This window comes from Flavobacterium sp., assembly GCF_031409475.1.
Lineage (GTDB): Bacteria > Bacteroidota > Bacteroidia > Flavobacteriales > Flavobacteriaceae > Flavobacterium.
Genome location: NZ_JANNXH010000013.1, coordinates 1 through 4,840 on the forward strand (window position 1 = coordinate 1; position 4,840 = coordinate 4,840).

Sequence of the window (4,840 nt, forward strand, 5' to 3'; positions counted from 1 at the left end):
TTACAAGGTTTTTGTCTTGGTTCACACTATAAAAATCTACAAATTCGTTCCCATCAAAACTTTCACCGTCAAACGCATTGTCAATTTCATTTGTAGCTCCGGTTATATAACCCAGTAGCATTTGTTTAAATGCACCTTGTGAATTGGATAAATTTAACCAAATACGGTTTTTCTCTATTATACTTTCGGATTTGACTTTGGATTTACAAGTTTTAAAAAATTGAGAATTATTAGATACCGTTCCGCCTACACGCATCGTATTATTAAATGTTGCTGTTCCTCCTGCAGTAGTGCTTGTGGTAAAAAAAGATTGTCCTGCTGCAATTTTCCCTGTTGGAATTATGCCTCCACTTGCAGCTGATCCACCAGTTCCGTTATAGGATGCATAATCATCCGAAGTATATTTACCATTACTAAAACCTGTGTTATGTGTCCAGAAATAAAGTGTTCCATCAATAACACTCGTATTTGCAGCTAAAAATAAACTAGCGTCTAAGGCTGATGGATATGGATTTCCTATAAGATTTGATGTTTCGCCACCTACAATAGTTATGGTTTTTGTACCATTGTTTGGAATACCTACAAACGATGCTTGATAAGTCATAGCAGTTGTGTAGCTTTCAGGACCTCTAATTATATACCCTTTTCCTACGGTCATAGACGTGCCTGATGACTCTTGTTTCCAATCTTCTGGAATAGCTGCAGCATCATAAGAATATAACTTTCCTGAAAGTGTACTTGGAGAAACATTTCCCAAAATATATCCTGATACTGGTGATGACCAATAAGTATAATCAGTGTTTATAATTGAAGGAGTTGTTCGTTTGTAAGTACAGTTTCCAGTGTTTGTCCCCGTATATCCAGACTGAATTAAACTGGCCTTATTTTGAAATGTTAAAGTTGCAGTTGCCCCAACGGTTACTGCCTCATTTCCTGCAACAGTCAAAATACCGCTCGTACTCAATGCACCGTTTGAGACAGTAAGCGCATTAGCTACATCTATATCACTAACAACTGCCCAACTGCCAGTACCGTTAAAAATTAAGTTTCCGTATCCTGGAGATGGAATATCAAAAACTGGCTGAACTCCAGTACCTTTATATTCAATCGTGCTTGTAGTTCCTATTGAATTCGTTCCAAATCCTGAGGGAAAAGCAGTTGTTGCACCCGCAACCTGAAATCTTGCACTATTGGAAACCGTAAAAATTTTAGATGCATTTCCCAAAATGGCAAAGCCTCCATTGTTTAATATTCCGGTTTGCACCGTGATATTATCTGTAACATTTGTTGAAGTTATAGCGGCTTGTAATGTTGTTCCAATTGTATTATTTACCACTATTTTATTGTAAATATAATCAGCATTTATTGGTATAATTTGAGCTGCTGTTCCGTTGAAATTTACTGTTGCATTATTATTTGAGGATAAAATATCTCCTCCCAAGATTGCGCCGCCAATATTTAATGTACCGCCTGCTAGGCTCGTGCCATTAATTCGCAACTGATTTCTTAGAGCTAGACCGTTCATGGTGATGTTCCCCGAAACGGTAATTGTTCCTGCTAATAATGTAATCCTACAATCGCGATTATTAGCCGTTGTAGATGACATTGTAATCGAAGCAGCATTCAAGACTCCCGAGGTAACCGCAATTAGTTTTGTTTTTGAATTTGCTGTTGGCTCATTAATTGTTATTGCTCCTAAAACAGTCAGTGTATTGGCTCCAACAGTAACATTGCTGTTGTTCCCGCCAGTATTAATAGTTAGTGTTTTGCAAGTTGCAATTGCGGTATTTACTGTTACGGTTTTATTATCTGGAATGACCACATCATGTACTGCAGTTGGAACGATTCCTAGAGACCAGTTTGAAGGTGTGTTCCAATTTGATCCTGCTCCTGAATAGGTATTTGTTTGAGAATAAAGGGAAGTAAAACAAACCGTGTTGAATAACAATAATAAAAATAGCAACAAAAACGTATTTTTATTTTTAAGAAGTAATCTAATATGCATAAAACCAATAATTTTAAAACTACTATCATTTAGTAGTTTTGCAAAGATTGACTATTTAGACCTCTCTATTGATTTTAACCAACCCAAAGTTATTAACAAATTTCTTACAATTACCTAACAATTAACTAATGAAGAATCTTTTTAGTAACGGTTTGCCCGTTTTGCAGGGTGATTTTTAATAATAGTGTTTGATTAGAACCTAAATTTGGTAAAGACAACTCCGTGTTATTTATTTTATCTTTCTGATAAAATGGTCTTCCTAGCAAGTCATAAACCAATACTTTATCCATTAGTTCAACTAATGAATTGATTTTAATTTGTTTGTTTTTATTAGAAACTAAAACCTGATTTTCAAGAGTATCAATTTCGATAGTACTCAATGTTTTATTAGTATAACGCAACACGAATCGATCGTTAAAAGTTCCCGCAACAGTATTAAATGTATAGTTTCCATTTTTTAAATCAAATACGGTGTTAGTCAACTTGTCTTCAATGAAAACAGCTTGATTGGTTAATAAACCATCAACTTGGTCTATTTTTATCGTAAAAGCGCCATTAATTGTAGTTCTAAATCCAAGCTCTACTTGATCATTTTCGTCAAACGGTAATGCTCTGCCTTGAATCACGAGATTTTTATCTTGGTTCACACTATAAAAATCTACAAATTCATTCCCGTCAAAACTCTCTCCATCAAATGCATTGTCATATTCATTTGTAGCGCCAGAGATATAACCCACTAGAGTTTGTTTAAAAGCGCCTTGCATATTGGTTAAGTTTAACCAAACACGATTTTTTACAATACTCCCTTTAGTTTTAATATTACTGGTTCTAAAAAACTGAGTGTTATTGCCAGTTTCACGCATTAAATTGGTGTAGGTAATTGTAGTAGGAGAAGGTGAAACTAAACTTGTTGCAAAAAATCCTTGTCCTGCTGCAATATAACCGTTTGGTCTGTTCGCTGTTACTTCTATACGTGGGTCAGAAGGTGTTGCACCTGCTATGGTATTTCCCGTGCCAACACCACCTGTTGTATTATAGGAAGCATAATCATCTTGTGAATAGGCAAACGCTCCGGTTCCTGGATTAGAAACTCCAATTCCCATTTCGGTATTGTGTGTCCAAAAATAAATTGTTCCTTCAATAACGGTGTTGTTAGCAAGTAAAAAAGCATCTGCATCCAAAGCCGATGGGTATGGATTTCCTATTAGATACGATCGGTCAGCTACAATTCCTGTAATTGAATAGTTTCCATTATTTGGCACTCCTATAAAAGGACTTACTGCGGGTGGCGGTGGCGGACCAGAGCCAGAAAAAGGTTCAGGACCACGAATAATATATCCTTTTCCAGCTGTCATCACAGTAGTTGACGCTTCTGATTGCCAATTGTCTACACTAGAATTATACGAATAAAATAAGAAGGTTGTTGGGGAAACTCCACCAACTGTAAACCCTGCAACCGGTGAAGACCAATAGGTATAATCTGTATCTCGTATTGAAGGAGCAATGGATCGCTCATAAGTTATATTACCAGAATTTGCAAAATTATTGGTTTGCACTAAACTAGAGTCGTCTTTAAAGAACATAGTTCCTCCAGAAACAGTCAAACCATTTGTTAATGTTAAAGTATGTCCTGCATTTATATTTACAGTTCCAGAGGTAACTAAACATGAACAGCCAGATAAATCCCCAGTTGAACTAAAAGTTCCAACGCCTGCAAAAACAATATTGTCAGTAATTGTTGGCGCACTTGGCACCCATGAGCCGTTCCATGTTTTAGTAGCGCTATTTATAATTACGGTTGTAGCATTAGAAATACATCCTGATGAATTTTTTGCTGTTACACTATAAGTTCCTGCCGCTAATGTTGGAAAAATACCAGTTGAATTTGTATATGTTAATCCATTAATACTGTATCTCATTCCTAATCCAGTAGGAGCAGTAATTGTAATTGTCCCCGTTGCTAATGTGCAAGTTGGCTGTGTAAGAGTAACTGTAGGTGTTGCTGTACTCGCGCCTGAATTAACAACAACTGTTGTTTGTGCAATCATAGTTCCTGTCAATGTTGTTGAGTACATATTTACTTGATAGATATGTGAACCACTTGTAGGAGATGCAATTGATATATTTTGACCAGTTCCAATAGGAACAGTTGGGGATACTGATGGCTCAAACCAAGTGTAAGTGAAAGGACTTCCATTTGGTGGTGGTGATGCATATAAATTTACAGAATTACCTACACAAATAGGGGAATTAGAAATAGCACCACCTGAACCTCCAAAAGTAACTAAATCATCAAACCCTATAAGCCCAGAACCACCATTACAAGATGCTAATAGTACTCCACCAATATATATTCTATCGTTTCCCGTACAACCACCACCGCTAGATGAACCGTCTGGATTTAATGTTCCACCGTTAATAAATATTATTGAAGAACCAGCGGGAAGATATAATCGTTTGTTAGCTCCAGAAAAATCTAAAGTCGCATTATTAACTATAACTTGAATTGGACCAAGAGAACAACTTGTTAGATCTAAATCTCCATTCATAATTAAATTTGACGGAGTTGTTGTTCCATTCCCAATTGTTATTACATCATAACCTGTAAAAGTGCCACAACTTAAAGTGGAAGCGTTCACATTACCCGTAATTGTATATGTTTGCCCAATTACATTACCAGAAATCGCAAACAGAAAAAATAAAACAATAAAAACCCTTAGTTTGTGTACGATTATTTTCATAAAGTAAAAATCATTCATTTTCTTAAAAGTCTATTTTAACTTATGTTATTCATTATAAAAAATTCAAAGCCAAACAAAGGAATAAAAGTTATCA

General features: G+C 35.8%; 1 protein-coding gene and 1 pseudogene. Both read right to left on the reverse strand.

Annotated features, from left to right (window positions below; genetic code table 11):
• Positions 1 to 2,005 (reverse strand): annotated as a pseudogene (locus RMO53_RS02490) (hypothetical protein); the annotation flags it as partial.
• A 125-nt stretch (positions 2,006 to 2,130) separates the two neighbouring features.
• Positions 2,131 to 4,746, reverse strand: coding sequence for a T9SS sorting signal type C domain-containing protein (locus RMO53_RS02495; protein WP_310377773.1), 2,616 nt, complete (start codon positions 4,744 to 4,746; stop codon positions 2,131 to 2,133).
• Between the last annotated feature and the right edge of the window lie 94 nt (positions 4,747 to 4,840).